Origin of the sequence: Novosphingobium sp. fls2-241-R2A-195, assembly GCF_030209485.1 — a bacterium.
Lineage (GTDB): Bacteria > Pseudomonadota > Alphaproteobacteria > Sphingomonadales > Sphingomonadaceae > Novosphingobium > Novosphingobium resinovorum.
In genome coordinates, this window is sequence record NZ_JARVRY010000031.1 from 20,955 (window position 1) to 37,269 (window position 16,315).

The 16,315-nt window shown below is 65.7% G+C and carries 16 protein-coding genes; 9 read left to right on the forward strand and 7 right to left on the reverse strand.

Annotated elements, in window-relative coordinates; genetic code table 11:
* Positions 1-488 precede the first annotated feature (488 nt).
* The gene (locus QRN25_RS22390; protein ID WP_285021471.1) at positions 489-2,150 is read right to left on the reverse strand and encodes a methylmalonyl-CoA mutase family protein; all 1,662 of its coding nucleotides are present in this window, start codon (positions 2,148-2,150) and stop codon (positions 489-491) included.
* A 202-nt stretch (positions 2,151-2,352) separates the two neighbouring features.
* On the opposite strand from QRN25_RS22390, the gene QRN25_RS22395 reads away from it, so the two are divergent.
* Complete coding sequence (locus QRN25_RS22395) at positions 2,353-3,759, forward strand: aromatic ring-hydroxylating oxygenase subunit alpha (RefSeq protein ID WP_285021473.1); 1,407 nt, start codon at positions 2,353-2,355, stop codon at positions 3,757-3,759.
* A gap of 70 nt (positions 3,760-3,829) precedes the next feature.
* Positions 3,830-4,537, forward strand: a complete 708-nt coding sequence (locus QRN25_RS22400) for a TetR/AcrR family transcriptional regulator (protein WP_285021474.1) — start codon at positions 3,830-3,832, stop codon at positions 4,535-4,537.
* 127 nt (positions 4,538-4,664) lie between these two features.
* On the opposite strand, the gene QRN25_RS22405 is transcribed toward QRN25_RS22400, so the two are convergent.
* Together QRN25_RS22405 and QRN25_RS22410 are read right to left on the reverse strand one after the other, a co-directional pair.
* Positions 4,665-4,931: a cytochrome C oxidase subunit IV family protein gene (locus QRN25_RS22405; RefSeq protein ID WP_285021475.1), complete on the reverse strand. Its 267-nt coding sequence runs from the start codon at positions 4,929-4,931 to the stop codon at positions 4,665-4,667.
* A gap of 5 nt (positions 4,932-4,936) precedes the next feature.
* On the reverse strand, positions 4,937-5,515 hold the full coding sequence (locus QRN25_RS22410; protein WP_285021476.1) for a cytochrome c oxidase subunit 3: 579 nt from the start codon (positions 5,513-5,515) through the stop codon (positions 4,937-4,939).
* A gap of 241 nt (positions 5,516-5,756) precedes the next feature.
* Between QRN25_RS22410 and QRN25_RS22415 the strand changes: the two genes are divergently transcribed.
* From QRN25_RS22415 to QRN25_RS22425, 3 genes are all read left to right on the forward strand, one after another.
* Entirely contained in the window at positions 5,757-6,656 is a 900-nt protein-coding gene (locus tag QRN25_RS22415; protein WP_285021477.1) for an SDR family NAD(P)-dependent oxidoreductase, read from the forward strand.
* Positions 6,657-6,672: 16 nt separating this feature from the next.
* Entirely contained in the window at positions 6,673-6,903 is a 231-nt protein-coding gene (locus QRN25_RS22420; protein WP_285021478.1) for a biotin/lipoyl-containing protein, read from the forward strand.
* Between the two features lie 104 nt (positions 6,904-7,007).
* Entirely contained in the window at positions 7,008-9,284 is a 2,277-nt protein-coding gene (locus tag QRN25_RS22425) for an acyl-CoA dehydrogenase family protein (RefSeq protein WP_285021479.1), read from the forward strand.
* Between the two features lie 139 nt (positions 9,285-9,423).
* On the opposite strand, the gene QRN25_RS22430 is transcribed toward QRN25_RS22425, so the two are convergent.
* The gene (locus QRN25_RS22430; RefSeq protein ID WP_285021481.1) at positions 9,424-10,236 is read right to left on the reverse strand and encodes a hypothetical protein; all 813 of its coding nucleotides are present in this window, start codon (positions 10,234-10,236) and stop codon (positions 9,424-9,426) included.
* A gap of 103 nt (positions 10,237-10,339) precedes the next feature.
* Here QRN25_RS22430 and QRN25_RS22435 point away from each other — a divergent pair, with 103 nt between their 5' ends.
* Complete coding sequence (locus QRN25_RS22435) at positions 10,340-10,918, forward strand: TetR/AcrR family transcriptional regulator (RefSeq protein ID WP_285021482.1); 579 nt, start codon at positions 10,340-10,342, stop codon at positions 10,916-10,918.
* Between the two features lie 3 nt (positions 10,919-10,921).
* Here QRN25_RS22435 and QRN25_RS22440 read toward each other — a convergent pair whose 3' ends face one another.
* Positions 10,922-11,569, reverse strand: coding sequence for a PaaI family thioesterase (locus QRN25_RS22440; protein ID WP_285021484.1), 648 nt, complete (start codon positions 11,567-11,569; stop codon positions 10,922-10,924).
* Positions 11,566-12,417 carry a MaoC family dehydratase gene (locus QRN25_RS22445; protein WP_285021486.1) on the reverse strand — a complete coding sequence of 284 codons (852 nt, stop codon included), beginning with the start codon at positions 12,415-12,417 and terminating at the stop codon, positions 11,566-11,568. Before QRN25_RS22445 ends, QRN25_RS22440 begins: the two co-directional genes overlap by 4 nt.
* Before the next feature lie 106 nt (positions 12,418-12,523).
* On the opposite strand from QRN25_RS22445, the gene QRN25_RS22450 reads away from it, so the two are divergent.
* Positions 12,524-13,324: an enoyl-CoA hydratase/isomerase family protein gene (locus QRN25_RS22450; protein ID WP_285021487.1), complete on the forward strand. Its 801-nt coding sequence runs from the start codon at positions 12,524-12,526 to the stop codon at positions 13,322-13,324.
* Positions 13,325-13,422: 98 nt separating this feature from the next.
* Here the strand turns inward: QRN25_RS22450 and QRN25_RS22455 are convergent, their stop codons facing one another.
* Positions 13,423-14,013 carry a MarR family winged helix-turn-helix transcriptional regulator gene (locus tag QRN25_RS22455; RefSeq protein WP_285021488.1) on the reverse strand — a complete coding sequence of 197 codons (591 nt, stop codon included), beginning with the start codon at positions 14,011-14,013 and terminating at the stop codon, positions 13,423-13,425.
* A 211-nt stretch (positions 14,014-14,224) separates the two neighbouring features.
* Here QRN25_RS22455 and QRN25_RS22460 point away from each other — a divergent pair, with 211 nt between their 5' ends.
* Both QRN25_RS22460 and QRN25_RS22465 read left to right on the forward strand, forming a co-directional pair.
* Positions 14,225-15,058: an enoyl-CoA hydratase/isomerase family protein gene (locus QRN25_RS22460; protein ID WP_285021490.1), complete on the forward strand. Its 834-nt coding sequence runs from the start codon at positions 14,225-14,227 to the stop codon at positions 15,056-15,058.
* Between the two features lie 89 nt (positions 15,059-15,147).
* Positions 15,148-16,314 carry an acyl-CoA dehydrogenase family protein gene (locus QRN25_RS22465; protein ID WP_285021492.1) on the forward strand — a complete coding sequence of 389 codons (1,167 nt, stop codon included), beginning with the start codon at positions 15,148-15,150 and terminating at the stop codon, positions 16,312-16,314.
* Position 16,315: the final 1 nt, after the last annotated feature.

Here is a 16,315-nt window from a genome sequence, read left to right on the forward strand (position 1 = left end):
CGTGGTGGCAAGTGGAAACGTCGGGTCCCATGTCCGATGGTCAAGCTGGCATGGGACCTTTCTTTGGCGCAGCATACGTCGCTCTGACCGTGGCATTAGGTAGTTTTGCGCTGCTATTCTGGCGAAGTAGGAGGTGGTGTTAGCGTCCGCTTCCCACCCAAATCCGCCGTCACCCTTAACTTGTTTCAGGGGCCATCAAGCCAATAGCTCGGTTTCGTGATGAGCGAACCGAGATAGCAGTTTGCGACACAAAATGCCGGCACCAACTGCCCGATGGATGCTGAAACAAGTTCAGGATGACGAGGCGCCCTTGGGGCAGGTCCGCTCCCTACCTTTAACGCACCTAGCGCTATCGTCGTCCCGGACGTGATCCGGGACCGCTGGGTACTCTTGCGATGTAACGCCGCGTTCCGGGATCGCGCGGCCTTGCCGGCGATCCCGGCCTGCGCCGGGATGACGGTCGGGCAACATCCGCTCCGCCTGCTCCCTCAAGTCAGCGCGAACGGACACTCCAGCGTCCGGTAGGCATCATAGGCCTGCCCCATGCCCATGCGCACCACGCCCCAGGTCTCGCCGATCGAGGCGGAGGCGAGGAAGGCGTCGATCATGCCCGGCTGCATGTTTCGCCCGGCGCGCACGTCGTCGTAGAGGCGCTGTAAGGTGGCCTGCACCGCCGCCTGATCGCGGTCGCGCTTCATCGCCTTGAAGCGGGCGATATGGTCTTGCGTATTCGCCGGGTTGAAGGCGAAGCGCGGCGGGGTCTTGCTGTCGGCCGACTGGAAGCAGTTCTTGCCGACCTGCAACCGCTCGCCTGCTTCCAGCTCCTCTTCGAAGCGCAGGTTCGCCGCGTCCATCCAGCCTTCGATGAAGCCGTTCTCCACCGCGTTGAGCAGGCCCATGTCCTCGACTTGCGCGAGCAGGGCCTTGGCGTCGGTCTCGATCCGATCGGTCAGGGCCTCGACGTAGTAGCTGCCGCCCAGAGGATCGGCGACGCGCGCCGCGCCGACTTCGTGCGCGAGGATCTGCTGGGTGCGCGTGGCGATCTCGCGCGCTTCCTCGGTGGGGATGCAGATCGGCTCGTCGTAGGTGCAGGCCTCCAGGCTCTGCACGCCGCCGCACAGCGCAGCGAAGCTCTGCAGCGCGGCGCGGGTGATGTTGTTGATCGGCTGCTGGAAGACGAGGCTCTTGCCCGAAGTGTGGCACGCCATGCGCAGCCGCATCGAGCGGGCGTCCTTCGCGCCGAAGCGCTCGTGCATTGTCGTCGCCCACATCCGGCGCAGGGCACGGAACTTGCCGACTTCCTCGAAGAAATCGATGTCGGACGTGGAGACCCAGGCGATGCTGGGCGCCACCTGATCGACGTGGAGGCCGCGCGCGATCAGGTCTTCCATGGTCTTGTTGACGATCGCCATGCCGAAGGCGATCTCCGCCGCCGGGGTCGCGCCGCGTTCGCGAAGGTCATAGGCCTGCGGCATGCCCAGTGCCCAGCGCGGGCTGTTGAGCACGCAGAATTCCACGCAGTCCACCGTGGCGCGGTGGGCCAGGTCGGTCGGCACGACATGCGTGCCCCAGCCCGAAAGTGTCTGCTGCAGGTGGTCGGGCATGTGCGAGCCCTGTATCTGATCGAGCGGAATGTCGCGCCGCTTGGCCATCGCGGCGGTCAGCGTATAGGCGAACAGCGTGGCGTGCCAGGCGACGTCGGTGCGGGTCACGTCGATGTCGGCCATCAGCCGCTCCATGTCGGGGAGCGAGGGGACCGAGCAGCCCTCCAGTCCGACCTCCATGCCGAACGCCGGGTGGTCGGGGTCGATGCCCTGCTGGGTCGGCACGTCGAACACGATGTTGATGCCGGTGGAGCCGCCCGCCAGCGACTGGTGGATGCCCGCCAGCGTATCCTCGGGCGATCCGTAGCCGACGATGTTGCGCAAGGTCCACATGCGGCTGCGGTACATCTGCGGGTAGCTGCCACGCGTGAAGGGGTACTGCCCCGGATCGGCCTGCTTCGCGCGGTAATCCGCATCGCCGCCGCCGGCCGGGCCGTAGAAGGCGGGCGTCTCGATCCCGCTCCACGTCGCCGTGCGTGACAGCTTGACCTCCTGCGGGTCGAGCGGGGCGGGCGCGGTTGTCCGGGGATCGGTCGGGGCGTTCATCGCGAATCTCTCCACATTGCGTTCTTGCCGTAGCTCTGCACGAAACAGGCGAAGGTCGTGCGCCTGCAAGCGCACAATCCCGCCGTTCCCTGATTTGTACGTGCCTACTAGAAAGGTTGACGTACCCGATCGTGAGGGTCTATTCAATCAGTAAGCAGGCGAACCATATAGCCGATATGAACGACCCTTTGGAGAGGCAAGAATGAACTTCCAGAGCACCCCCCGATATTCCCATGAAACCGGCTTCGTGCGCTACCCCGATGCGGCGCCGGGCGATCCGGGCGCCAAGGCCCCGTTCATCGACCACGGCGGCAGCGTGCTGAGCGCCGAGCGCTATTACTCGCGCGACGAGGCGGAGCGGGAATGGGAGCACATGTGGACGCGCACCTGGCAGTTCGCGGGGCTGACGCACGATCTTGCCGAAGTGGGCGACTACTTCATGATCGACATCGGCCGCGAGTCGGTGATCGTCGTGCGCGACGGGCCGGGCGACGAGGGCGTGAACGCCTACTTCAACGTCTGCCCGCACCGCGGCAACCGCATCGTCAGCCAGCGCTTCGGCAGCCTTGGCGAGAAGGGCTGCTTCGAATGCGACTTCCACGGCTGGAAGTTCGACCGCACCGGCAAGAACGTCGAGATCAAGGACGAGATGCTGTTCCGACGCGAGACGATCGCGCACCGCCCCGGCCTCAAGCGGATGCGCTGCGGGGTGTGGAACACGCTGGTGTTCATCAGCATGGCGGACGAGGGCATCAGCCTTCGCGATCACCTCAACGTCATGATCGAGCACATGGAGGTCTTCCCGCTCGACAAGTTCCGCGTGATCGGCGACTTCGAGACGACCTGGGACGCCAACTGGAAGACCGCGCTCGACGCCTTCATCGAGTTCTACCATGCGGATGAGGTCCACCCTGAGGTCATCCCGTTCTCGGCCACGCACGAGACGCAGTACGACCTTTACGACCATGGCCTCAGCCGCATGATCGTGCCTTACGGCTTCGTTTCCGGGCGGCACGAGGACCAGGACACGGTCAACCCGTTCCTGCAGATGTACGTCCAGTTCTTCGGCGGCAACCCCGACGACTACACCGACATCAAGGGCTACGAATACTGGAAGGCGCTGGCCGACACCAAGCGCAAATGGGCGGCGCGCCACGGCTACACCGACTTCTTCGACCAGCTCGACGACCGGCGGGTGACGGACGACTGGAACTACTTCGTGTTCCCCAACATCACCATCAACTACTTCGCCGAGGCGCTGCTGATCCAGATATTCCGCCCGCATCCCACCGACCCGGAAAAGAGCTTCTACCGCGCGATCTCGCTGAACCTGCCGGTGCCCGGCACGCAGGAATGCGTGGTGGATATTGCCTCGATCGGGCCGGAGGCGACCTCCACCCCCGGCTGGGACGGCTCCGAGCGGCCCGACGTGCGCGAACCGCAGACGCTGGAGGAATTCGGCGCGGTGCTGGCGCAGGACGCTCTGCGCGTGCCGCTGGTGCAGAAGGGCATCCGCAGCAAGGCCTTCGGCGGCATCCTGCTGGGCGATTCCGAGATCCGCATCCGGCACTACCATGCCGAGATCGACAAATATCTCGGTCGCCGGTAACTTGGGCGGCCAATCAGGACCAAGGGGCGCGGGGGCGCAGGCTCCCGCCCCGCTGAAGAAGGTGCGAAGAATGGCGTCCACGAACGGTCAGCGCAAGTTGGCTGCTGACCGCGAAGCGGGCGTCAGGCCCTCGACGCGCAACCTGATCCTGACGGCGAGCCGCGACCTGTTCAACCTCGAAGGGTTCGACGGCACCTCGATCGCCATGATCTGCGAGCGCATCGACATCATGTCGGGCAATCTCACGTACTACTTCCCCAAGAAGCGCGATATCGTCATCGCGCTCAAGGACAGTTTCGACCGTGAGATCAGCCAGATGCAGGGCCAGTTTCTGGCCGAACTGCTCAGCGGCACCCGCATGCCCTCGGCCACGGAGACGCACCGGCTGCTGCGCTCGATGCTCAACCTGATCTGGGACTACCGGTTCTTCTTCACCTCGATGATGGCGCTGCACCGGCTCGATCCGGAGATCGTCGATGCCTTCCGCCGGGTGGAGCAGCAGGCGCGCATGGGGCTGGCGCAACTGGTCCAGCGCGGCGTCAACGAACAGGTGGTGCGGCCCTTGCGCTACCCCAACTCGCCCTCTGCGCTGGCGGACAACATCTGGTATCTGATGTGGGGCTGCATGTTCTTCCAGAAGGCGCGCGACAAGGATCTGGAACCGGCACGCGCGGGCGTCATCAACACCTGCCTGCTGCAACTGGGCGCGCTGTTCGAGCCGTTGGTGGACGCCGAATTCCTCGCCGAATACTGCCGCGAGGTTTCGGCGGGGAGTTAGGCTGGCCTTGTGCCTTGCGCCTAATCGTCATTGCGAGCGTAGCGAAGCAATCCAGGGCCGCGAAAACCGCCCTGGATTGCTTCGCTACGCTCGCAATGACGAGAGTGGAATGTCTGGCCGGTCGCCATCACGCCACGGCAAACATCGCCAGCAGCACCGCCCCGACCACCACCACCCACAGGTTGTAGGCGATCCGCAGCGGCAGCACGGCGCTTTCCAGTTCCATGAAGCGCATGCCGATCAGCCACGCCTTGGCCATCGCGATCAGGATCACCGCCGATCCGGCGACTGCGGGAGAGAGTCGCTCGGGATCGATCCACGCGACGTAGGAGAGCAGCGTGGCGACCACCAGGATCAGCCAGGTGGCGACGGGGCTATGGAGTTTCGCGGTCATGGCTCTCATCGATGCAGGTAGAAGATGGCGAACAGGATCACCCACAGCACGTCGACCATGTGCCAGAAGATGGCGCAGCATTCGACGAGCCGCAGGTTCTCGGGCGAGATGTCGGGATCGATCGCCCGGCGCATGAAGAACAGCGCGAGCAGCCCCAGCAGCACATGACCCAGATGCATGCCGGTCAGCACGAAGTAGAGCATGAAGAACATGTTGGTGTCGGGCAGCAGACCCTCGCCGCCTTTCTGCGCATATTCGAGCAGCTTGAAGCCCACGAACATCGCGCCCAGCGCCATTGCCAGCGTGATCCAGCCGCGTCCGCCACGCCGTTCGCGCGCGGCGTTCAGGCCCAGCACCACGCACAGCGAACTGGTCAGCAGCGCGAAAGTGTTGGTGAGCCCGAGCGCCTGATTGAGACTGGCCTGCGAGGCATGGAAGACCTCCGGCCCGTCCATGCGGTAGTAGGCCACGGTGCCGAACAGCAGCGCGAAGACGAACATGTCGCCCATGACCAGAATCCACACGCCCGGTTCTCCGGGGATGTGTGGCGCAGGCGTGTTGGTAACCGGCTGGTGCGGTTGCACTTCGGGGCGTCCTCCATTGTCGATCGCTTGTGCGATTCCGTATATATCGTAATCGAGCATACCGAATTGACGATCGCAAGATATTTATGGTTTTTGCGATAATCCCGAACAATTCCACGGATTGTGGCTGCTGGTGTTGCAATCTCATTTCAAGAAAACAGTTTGCAGGCGTACTAGAATCATGCAAGGAGAAGGCAAGGCATGAGCCGCGGCGCGCCGCAGGGCGCCGGGAGGAGGGATAATGAGTCTGCTGGAAGGAAAAGTCGCGATCGTCACCGGCGCAGGGCGCGGTTTGGGGCGCGCACACGCGCTCAAGCTGGCCGAGCACGGCGCGAAAGTGGTCGTCAACGATCTCGGATCGAGCGCTGCGGGCGAAGGCGCCGACCAGACCCCGGCGCAGGAAGTCGTCTCCGCGATCGAGGCGATGGGCGGGCAGGCGGTCGTCAACACGTCCGACGTGTCCAGCTGGGACGATGCCAAGGCGATGATCGACCAGGCGGTGGGCACGTTCGGAAGGCTCGACATCCTCGTCAACAACGCAGGAATCCTGCGCGACCGCATGCTGGTCAACATGAGCGAGTCCGATTGGGATTCGGTGGTCAAGGTCCACCTCAAGGGCACTTTCGCCCCCCTGCACCACGCCGCCAACTACTGGCGCGCGCTGTCCAAGGCGGGCGAGGCGGTCGACGCGCGGATCGTCAACACCACGTCGCATTCCGCGCTGTTCGCCAACATGGGGCAGGCCAACTATGCCGCCGCCAAGGGCGGTATCGCCACGCTGACGCAGCTTGCCGCGCGTGAGTTGCAGCGCTTCGGCGTCACCGTCAACGCGATCGCCCCGCGCGCCGAGACGCGCATGACCGCCGGCCTGCGCGAACTGACCGAGGAACAGAAGCAGCGCCGCGACCCCGAATGGATCGCCGCGCTCGTCACCTGGCTGTGCAGCCCGGAGGCGAAGGCGGTTTCCGGCCGCGTGTTCGAGGCCTGGGGCTTCGGCTACTCGGTGATCGAGAGCTGGCAGCACGGGCCGCAGATGCAGGCGAGCAAGGACCCGACCACCATCGGCGCAGGCGTGCTGGAAATCGCCGCGCTCGCCAAGGCCAACGCCGGGATCGACCGCGAAACCTGGCTCAACCCCTGACCGGAAGGTATCATCCATGGCGACTGAGATCGTGCTGCCCAAGCTGGGCTTTTCGATGAACGAGGGCGTCCTGTCCGAATGGCTGGTGGCGGACGGCGGGCAGGTGACTGCCGGCAGTGCGCTGTTCGCCTTGGAAAGCGACAAGTCGACGCAGGAAGTGGAGGCGGAAGTCTCGGGCACGCTGCGCATCATCGCGCAGCCGGGCGAGACGTATCCCGTCGGCACCGTGCTTGGCGAGATTTCCTGAAAAGAAGGCACGTCGCGGCTGGGCGAACCTTACCGGTCGCGCTTATGCTGGCGTAAGACAATGACCGGGCCGGACCGCATGGCGCCCGGCCCGGAGAGTTTGTCATGAGTTTCGCAAGGACCGATACGCAGCGCATGCTGGCCGACATGGCGGGCCGCCTGCTGGCGCAGCGCAACGAATTCGAGGCACGACGCCACCGGCTGGCCGCCGCCGTGCCCGAGCGTATGGCTTTGTGGCCCGATCTGGCCGAGCAGGGCATCCTCGGCGCCGCCTTCCCGGAGGAACTGGGCGGTTTCGGCGGCACCATGCGCGATCTCGCCACGGTGATGGAAGCGGCCGGAAGGCACCTGCTGGTCGAGCCGCTGGCCTCCGGCGCCGTCGCGGGCTGGCTGCTGGCGCAGGCGGGCGAGCCGGTCGAACCTCTGATCGGCGGTGAGCGGGTCGTGGTCCTCGCCCATGACGAAGGGCTGGACAGCTTCGCGCCGCGCCGGGTTACGGCGCAGGCCGATGGCGCGCACTGGCAACTCAGCGGCACCAAGCGGGCCGTGCGGCACGCCGATCTGGCCGACGCGTGGATCGTCACGGCGGAAATCGCCGGCGCGCTTGCCTGCCTGCTGGTGGAAGCCGACGCGCCGTCCACGCGCCGCGAGCCGACGCGCCTGATCGACGGTTCCTCGGCCGCGACCCTGCATTTCGACCGGACCCCGGCGCGCCGCCTCGCCATCGACGCGGCGACCATCGAGCAGGCTCTGGCGCGCCACGCCTGCGCGCTGGCGGCGGAGAGCGTCGCCATCCTCGGTGCGCTGTGCGAACGCACCGCCGCTTACCTCAAAACCCGCAAGCAGTTCGGCGTGCCGCTCGCCAGTTTCCAGGCGTTGCAACACCGGCTGGCCGAGATGATGATCGCCACCGGAAGCGCCCGCGCCCTGACCGAGCGGGCCATCGCCGCGCTCGATGCCATGGGCGATACGGGCGGTGCAGGCGCGCTCGCCAGCGCGGCGAAGGCGCTGGCGGACGACGCGGGGCGGCTGGTCGGGCACGAGGCGGTGCAAATGCACGGCGGCATGGGCGTGTCCGACGAACTCGACGTCAGCCACTATATGCGCCGTCTCGCCGCGATCCGGGCGACGCAAGGTTCGGCAGCGGTACATCGTGCCCATTTCGCAGGCGCGGCCGACCTCGATCCGGCGGCGGAGGACGACGGCGAACTCGCCGTGTTCCGCGCCGAAGTGGCCGCCTTTGTGCGCGACAAGTTGCCCGAGGACATCCGCCTCAAGGGCGAGAAGGGCCTCGAGTTCGGCAAGGACGATTTCGTGCGCTGGCAGAAGCTGCTGCGCGCCGAGGGCTGGTTCGCCGGAGCCTGGCCGGAAGATGCGGGCGGGCAGGGCTGGGATCTTAACCGCCAGCTCGCCTTCGTGCAGGAAGCCGGGCGCAGCGGCGCGCCGCTCATCATCCCTTACGGCGTCAACATGGTCGGCCCGGTGATCCAGACGTTCGGCAACGCGGCGCAGCAAGCCCGTCACCTGCCCGGCATCCTGTCGAGCGACGTGTGGTGGTGCCAGGGTTATTCCGAGCCGAACGCCGGGTCCGACCTCGCCTCGCTCAAGACGACGGCAGTGCGCGAGGGCGACCACTACGTCGTCAACGGCACCAAGATGTGGACCACCGAGGCCCACTGGGCCGACTGGATGCACTGCCTCGTGCGCACCGACCGCGAGGTGAAGCCGCAGGCGGGCATCTCGTTCCTGCTGATCGACATGACCACGCCCGGCATCGAGGTGCGCCCGATCGTCACCATCGACGGGCAGCACCACACCAACCAGGTCTTCTTCGACGATGTGCGGGTGCCGGTGGAGAACCTTGTCGGCCATGAAGGGCAGGGCTGGACGATCGCCAAGTTCCTCCTCGCCAACGAGCGCGTCGCCATCGCCGATACCGGACCGAAGCTGAAGCTGCTCGGCGTGATCAAGGCGATGTTCGCGCAATTGCGCGGGGCCGAGGGGGATACGGCGCAAGTCGCGCTGATCGCCGACCGGCTGGCCGATGCCGAAATCCAGCTGACGGCGCTCTGCGCGCTGGAGCGGGACTATGTGCGCGGCTGGCAGCAGGGCGGCAGCCGCGACGGGCCGGAAGCCTCGATCCTCAAAGTGCGCGGCACCGAGATCCTGCAACTGCTCTCCGAACTGGCGCTCGCCATCGAGGGGCCACTGGGCGCGGTGCACGATCCGGCCGACCTCCACCTTGCCCCGGGCGCCGAACTCTCGGCCGCGCAGCAGGCGAGCGCGATGGCGCACCATTACCTCTACGGCCGGTGCTGGTCGATCTTCGGCGGCACCAACGAGATCCAGCGCGGCCTCATCGCGCGCGCCATGCTGGGGTAAGTCGACTACCACCCTCATTCGTCATTGCTTCGCTTCGCTCACAATGACGAATGAGGGTGGCACATGAAAAAGGGGCGGAAAGAACCAGCCGGTTCCTCCGCCCCTTGAGGTTTGCGGCCCGAGGGCCGCGCTGGGAGACTTACTCCGCCGGCACCATCCTTGCCGTCGATGCCGTCCGGCCTGCCGACCGCGCCACCGGCACGCCCGCCACCTTGAGCGCCGCCCAGATCGTCACGATCGAGCCCAGCGCCGCCGTCGCCGCGGCAAGATAGAGCACCGGCTGCGACACTGCGGGAACGGCATGGCGCGCCGAGAGGTACAGGTATCCGCTGCCGAAAGAGTTGGCGGCAAAGGCCCAGGGCACCGGGAACAGCAGCAGCAGGTTTTGCCAGCCCTGCAGGTGGGGCTTGAGCTTATAGATGATGATCGCCCCCAGCGTCGGCGGCACGCCGTTCACGATGGCGACGAAGATCGGGTAGTTGAGAATGTAGAAAGGCTGGTTGCTCTGGTAGTTATACAGCCCCACCACGTTGATGTAGAACTGCTCGGCCAGCCCCGCCAGCAGCACTTCCACCGCGAACATCGCCATCATCGCCTTGATGCTCGACCCGCTTTCCAGCCGGTGCCAGTACCACATCGTGTTGGCGCCGTAGTAGGCGATGTAGATCACCGGCAGCCACAGCGGCACATGGATGCCGTACGTGGTGAAAGCCTTGAGTTGCCCCTGCTCGAAGAACCACAGGCCATAGAGATGGTCGTAGAGCGGCTCCTGCAGGCAGGTGATGAGGCCGCCCACGACCACGATCATCGGCCACCAGATGCCGTGCTTCATGCAATAGCGCACCACCAGCGACACCGAAACGAATGCGACGACGGCGGTGAACGCCAGCGCATACATCTCGTTCGGCTGGGGAACGAGCTGGTCGATCGCCAGGCTTTGTACCGGAGCCATGACAGGTCCTCTCCTGTTGTGTTGATATGGTTCGCATTAGTACCATATCCGTCATAAGTCAACAGCGGTTTACATGTGGTTCTGCCGGGGCTAGGCCATGCGCATGGCCCTTGCTTCTTCCCGCTCACGCAATGCTTCCGCCACGCGGGACGATATCCTCGCCGCTGCGCGCCGCCGTTTCGCGGCCGAAAGCTACGAGGCCGTGGGCATGCGCGATGTCGCGCGCGAGGCGGGGGTGAACGTGGCGCTGGTCAGCCGCTACTTCGGATCGAAGGAGGAACTGTTCCGCAAAGTGCTGCTGGAACGGCGCGACGAGCCGTGGTTCGGCGGCGCCACCAGCCGCGCCGAACTGGCGGCATGGCTGGGCGACCTCGCCTTCGCCGGGCAGGAAGATGAACAGCGCGCCGATCTGGAGCGGCTCTACATCATCCTGCGCTCGGCCTCCTCGCCCGCCACGGCGCGGATCATCGGCGAGGCTTTCGTGGAGGACGTCTTCGCCCCGCTCGCCGCGCAACTGGGGGAGGACGGCCCGCAGATCCGCGCCGGTCTGGCGCTGATCCTGGTGATCGGCGCGACGGTTCTGAACGGCATCCTCAGCGTCGAGACGATCGGCGAGGACTTGCGCGAGGAAGGCCGCCGCCGCCTGAACGCGCTGATCGCACAGGCGCTGGCGGTGGAGTAGCCGTCAGTCGGGAACGGCGAACGGCGCCTCGCGCAGCGCGATGAAGGTCGCGCTGGCCTCGGCGCAGAGAGTTCCGCCATCGTGGAGCGTGCCGCTGACGAAGGCCTTGCGCCCCTCGATCCGGTCCAGCCAGGTGCGATAGCGAAGGGGGCGATTGAGGTACGCAGGCGCACGGTAGCGGATCGTCAACTCGCCGGTCATGCGGATCGCGCCGCGCTGGACGACGCCGAGCAGTTCGTCGAACGTGGCGGCGATGAAGCCGCCGTGGAGCAGTCCGGGCCCGCCTTCATGCGCCGCGCCGTAGACCGCGACGGCCTCCGCCTCCGTCTCGGCCAGATTCAGGTCGAGCGACGGGGCGAGGGCATGGTTGGGCGTGGTGAAAGGGCCGAGTTCGCTGAGTTTGCCCAGCCCCATCAGCGGCCCGTCGAGCAGGCGGCTGCCGCGTTCCGAGGATTGCGAGGCGAGCAATGCGCGCGCCTTCTCGATCAGTTCGGCGGCGCGGTCGAGCGTGGCGTCGTCGGCGCTGGTGGCGGCCATCGCATGTATCAGCGCACGCAGCTTGCCAGCCAGCGCGACGCGGCGGCCGATGCCGAGGCGCTGCGCCCGCATCTCCGCAGGATCGCTTCCGAGCAGGCCGGACGGCGCCATCATCGCACTTCCAGCGAGCAGCGGTCGAGTACCACTTCCTCGCGCTCCTGCGCCACGGCGCGGAAGCGGATGACGCCCGGTTCCTCGAAGAAATCGACGCGGATCGTCTCGCCCGGCATCACCGGTTTGGAAAAGCGCGTGAACAGCGCGGCGAGGCGCGTCGGGTCGTGGTCGCAATACGTTGCGATCGCGGCGCGGCAGGCGATGCCGTTGGTGCACAGGCCATGCAGGATCGGCACTGCGAAGCCCGCCTTGGCGGCGATGGCGGGGTCGGCATGGAGCGGGTTCCAGTCGCCCGAAAGCCGGTAGATCAGCGCCTGCCGGGGCAGGGTGGGGATGGCGATCGAGCGATCCGGCGCGCGGTCCGGCAGCGGAGTGGCGGGTGCGGGCGGCTCGCCGAAGCCGCCTTCGCCGCCATTGCCGCGCAGGAACAGGCTGGAGCGCACCGTGGCGATGTGCGTGCCGGTGGCGACGTCGAACAGTTCCTTGTCCTGATGCAGCAGCGCGCCGCGCCCCTCGCCCTTGTCCTCGACGGCGCGCACCCGGTATTCGCCGCGCAGCGCCCCGGTCGGCGGCAGGGGGGTGTGCATGCGCAGTTCCTGCTCGGCATGGAGAATCTTCACCCAGTCGATGCCGAATTCGGGGCGCTGTGCCCAGAAGCCGGGGTGGCACAGCAGGTTGACGTAGGACGGCACGATCCTGAGGTCGCCCTCATAGACGAACGGCAGTTCGGCGGTGTCGAGCGGATCGGCGCCGTAGCCCAGCCCCAGCGCATAGAGTATCGTTTCGCGCTTGCCATAGTCCTGCACGATGGGCTCGATGCGCATCGTGCGGATCCTGTCGATATCCATGTATGCTCCCCCGGATGGATGAACCCGTAGATTCGGGCTTGTTGATAAGCAAGCGTATCAATATGAGGCGGGATAGGAAAGCCCGGACAAGGAAGAGGTGACGAGGATGCTGGATCAGGGCAGCTATCAGGCGCTGGAATTCGAACGCGACGGCCGCGTGCTGACCATTCGCATCAACCTGCCGGAAAAGGCCAATGCGGTGACGCACCGGCTTCATCTGGAAATGGCGCGGGTGTTCGACGAGGTGGCCGATGACCCGGATAGCGACATCATAGTTCTGACCGGCGCGGGCTCCGTGTTCTGCGCCGGTGGCGACATGAACTGGTTGGCTAGCGAACTGGAAGAGGGGCTGGCGCCCTTCGTTGTGGAGGCGCGCACGATGAAGCGCATCGTCTCCTCGCTGCTCGATTGCCCCAAGCCGGTGATCGCCAAGGTCAACGGCGACGCCATGGGCTTCGGCGCGACGATCGCGCTGCTGTGCGACGTGGTCTTCGCGGCCGAGGGTGCGCGGTTCGCCGATCCGCACGTCAAGGTGGGGCTGGTCGCGGGCGACGGCGGCGCGCTGATCTGGCCCGCGCTGATCGGTTACGGCAAGGCCCGGCACTACCTGCTGACGGGCGAGGCGGTGGAGGCGAGCGAAGCCGAGCGGCTGGGCCTGATCGCCTTCGCGGTCCCCGGTGCCGAACTGGACGCGGCGGTCGCGGCCTATGCCACCCGCATGGCGCGGGGTGCGCAGACGGCGATCCGCTACACCAAGATGGCCGCGAACATCGGGTTGCGTGACAAGCTGACCTCGACTCTTGAGGCCAGCGTCGCCTTCGAGGGCCTGTCCCGCCACACCGACGATTATCGCGAGGGCGTGACGGCCTTCGTGGAGAAGCGGCGACCGAATTTTACGGGGCGATAGTCCTCTTCGTCATTGCGAGCGCAGCGAAGCAATCCAAGGCGGCTCAAGACTGCCCTGGATTGCTTCGCTGCGCTCGCAATGACGGATGGTTGTGGGGGCTAGAGATCGTCCTCCGACGCCTTGAGGAAGTTGATGTTTTCCTCGGTCTTGCCATTGAGGACGTGCTCGTAGTGGATGTCCTTCAGGTTCATCTTGACCTTGAACAGCACCTTTTCGGCGATCTTGGATTCCTCGGCGGTGAGGCCCTTCATCACGCGCTTGTTCGCCTTGCTGGCGACGGTGATCATCAGCCCGATCGTCTCGTAGCCCTTTTCCGTGATGAAGACGCGGCGGGCGCGGGCGTCGTTCTCGTCGGGGCGGCGTTCGATGTGGCCGCTGTTTTCCAGGCGTTCGAGCAGGCCGCCGGTGGTGACCTTGCCGATTTCCAGAAGCCGGGCGAGGTCCACCTGCATCATGCCCGAATTGCCGCTGCGCGACAGCGCGCTGAGCAGCGACCACTGCGAACGGGTGATGCCGTAGGGCTTCATGATATCGTCCATGACGATCCTGCGTAGGCGCGAGACGTCGTGGATCAGATAGCCGAACGTGAACTGCTTGGCGGAAGGACGGCGCGGCGGAGCGCCCGCTTCGGTGACGGGAGCTTCGACAATAGCCTCGGCGACGGCGGTATCACTTTTCTTGCTGGGCATGGCCTTCCAATCACAAACGGTTCGGGCGTCCTGCTTCCGATGCCGATGACCGGAAGCGTGCGCAAGCTTACAAAAGCCTGACTTGTGTTCATGCCCGATGATGACGCATCTGTCACGAACCTTCAGGGCCATCTAGTACCATTGACAGGCATGGTTATGCAAAGATAGTACGTAGGCAAACCAAAAGTGACGCCGGGACAGGAGGGGTGCCATGACGGATATTCTGGGAGTGCAGGCCGTCCGTTCCTGCACCGGCTTCACCGTCCGGCTGGAGGCGGGGGTGCTGTACCTCACGTTCAACCGGCCGGACATCGGCAACGCCATCGCCAGCGGCGCGATTCCCGAGCTTGGCGCGATATTTACTGCGGCTGCCGAGGCGCCGGACGTGCGCGTCCTGCTGATGCGGGCGGAAGGCGCGGCGTTCTGCGTCGGCGGCGACGTGAAGGGCTTCGCGCAGACGATCGACCAGAGCGCCGAAGACCGCTACGCCGACTATCACGCGCGCATGGACCGGGCGCGGGTCCAGATGGAAGCCTATATCGCCCTGCCGATGCCGATCGTGGTGGCGTGCCAGGGCGCGGTGGCCGGGGCGGCGGTGGCCTATGTCTGCGGCGCTGACATAGCGCTGGCGGAGCCGGGCGCGCGTTTCGTGTTCCCGCATCAGAGGCTCGGCCTGCCGCCGGATGGCGGGCTCTCGTATCTGCTGCCGCGCGCGGTGGGGGTACGCAAAGCGATCGAACTGGCACTGACCGCCGCTTCTATCGACGCAGCCGAGGCCATGCGCATCGGCATTGTCAGCCGGATCGTCGAGACGGACGCGCTGCAGGACGAGGCGCTCAAGGTGGCGCGTCGTCTGGCTGATGCGCCACGCGGTTCGGTGCGCCGGGCCCTGAGACTTTTGAAGCAGTCTCTGGAAAGTACGCCAACGGATCAATTGTCCGCCGAACGCGATGCCGTCGCCGAATCGGTGGCCGATGCCGATTTCGAGGAAGGCGTGCGCGCCTTCATAGAAAAACGGCGACCTTCCTTCCCTTCCACGCGCTGAAGCGGCCTTTCGCTGACTTTGCCAAGCCTCTTGAAAAGTCCGTCTGAAATAGGTACGCATGCTAACTAATAGAAGATCAGGAGGGATGTTTGGAAATCCGCCTTTCCGAGGAACAGGAAGCCATTCGCGATGCGGTCCGCCGCGTCTGCGACGACTTCGACGATGAATACTGGTCGAAGAAGGAAGAACTGAAGGCGTTCCCGTTCGAGTTCCACAAGGCCATGGCTGATGCCGGCTGGCTGGGCATCACGATGCCCGAAGAGCTGGGCGGGGCGAACCTGGGCGTCACCGAAGCGGCGATCATGATGCACGAGGTCGCGGCGAGCGCGGGCGGCTATTCGGCGGCCTCGACGATCCACCTCAACATCTTCGGCCCGCACTCGGTGGTGGTGAACGGCACCCCCGAGCAGAAGGAGCGCATGCTGCGCCCGCTGATCGCCGGCACCGACCGCGCCTGCTTCGGCGTGACCGAACCCGATGCCGGGCTCGACACAACCAGCATCAAGACGTTCGCCACCAAAGTGGACGGCGGCTACCGCGTGACCGGGCGCAAGGTGTGGACCTCGTCCGGGCAGGTGGCGAACAAGATCCTGCTGCTCACCCGCACCACGCCCAAGGAGGACTGCAAGCGTCCGACCGACGGCATGACGCTGTTCTACACCGACCTCGACCACGACCAGATCGAAGTGCGCCGCATCCCCAAGATGGGCCGCAACGCGGTGGATTCCAACGCGACCTTCATCGACGACTACTTCGTGCCCGAGGCGGACCGCATCGGCGAGGAGGGGAAGGGCTTCCACTATATCCTCCACAGCCTCAACCCCGAGCGCGTGCTGGTGGGGATCGAGGCGGTCGGCCTTGGCCGCGGGGCGCTGGCGCGGGCGGCGCGCTATGCCGGGGAGCGCAAGGTGTTCGGGCGGCTGATCGGCCAGAACCAGGGCATCCAGCACCCGCTCGCGGAGAACTGGATCTATCTGGAGAGCGCCTACTGGATGATAATGCGCGCCGCCTATCTCTACGACAACGGCATGTCGTGTGGGGCGGAGGCGAACGCGGGCAAGTTCCTGGGCGGGCGCGCGGCCTTCGATGCCTGCACCCGCGCGGTGATGACGCACGGCGGCATGGGTTACTCCACCGAATATCAGGTCGAGCGGCTGTTCCGCGAATCCATCCTGATGCGCATCGCCCCAATCACCGAGCAGCTGATCCTCAGCTTCATCGCCGAGCGAGAGCTTGGCCTTCCCAAGTCCTACTGAG